The organism is Vibrio sp. 2033 (assembly GCF_033339735.1).
The window spans coordinates 1-849 of the sequence record NZ_JAWOVC010000204.1 but is presented as its reverse complement, the minus strand read 5'-3'; the positions used below and the strand labels follow the sequence as shown (position 1 = coordinate 849).

The 849-nt window shown below is 47.8% G+C and carries 1 protein-coding gene; it reads left to right on the top strand.

Translation table 11 applies throughout. The annotated features are described in order from the left end of the window. Positions 1 to 849: glycerol-3-phosphate dehydrogenase (gene glpD / locus R7P74_RS25590; protein ID WP_318123448.1), on the top strand; the 849-nt coding region annotated here is incomplete at both ends.

The following is an 849-nucleotide window of genomic DNA, read 5'->3' as shown; positions in this document are numbered from 1 at the left end:
GCTGGTCCATGGGTGAAACAGTTCTTTGATGAAGGATTGGAGCAAACCTCCCCTCGCAACATTCGTTTGATCAAAGGCTCGCACATCGTTGTTCCTCGTATCCACAACGAACCGCAAGCCTACATTCTTCAAAACAAAGATAACCGCATCGTATTTATGATTCCTTATCTAGATAAGTTCTCAATCATCGGTACGACAGATGTGGAATACAAAGGTGACCCACGTGAAGTGGCGATCTCGGATGACGAAGTTGATTACCTCATCGATATCGTGAACCAACACTTTGTCCACCAGCTTACTCGTGAAGATGTGGTTTGGACTTACAGTGGTGTACGTCCTCTGTGTGATGATGAGTCTGACTCACCGCAAGCGATCACACGAGACTACACGCTAGAGCTCGATGCAGAGTACGACCAAGCACCATTGTTGTCAGTATTCGGTGGCAAGCTAACGACTTACCGTAAACTCGGTGAAGCGGCGATGAAGAAACTGGAACCGTACCTACCTCAAATGGGTGGTAACTGGACAGCAAATCAAACGCTACCAGGTGGTAACTTTAGCTGCACCCGTGAACAGTTAGCGAAACAAATTCACGCGAAATACTCATGGGCACCGCAAGCGCTGATTCTGCGCTATGTGACTCAGTTTGGTACGCAAACGTGGGATTTGATGGAAGGCGCATCCAGTGAAGCCGATCTTGGCCAAGCGTTCTCAGAGCAAGCAGGCGGCGTATACCAACGCGAGATCGATTACTTGATGAATCATGAAATGGCGCTAACCGACGAAGACATTTTATGGCGTCGTACTAAACTTGGCCTTTACATGAACGACGAAGAAAAACAGGCACTT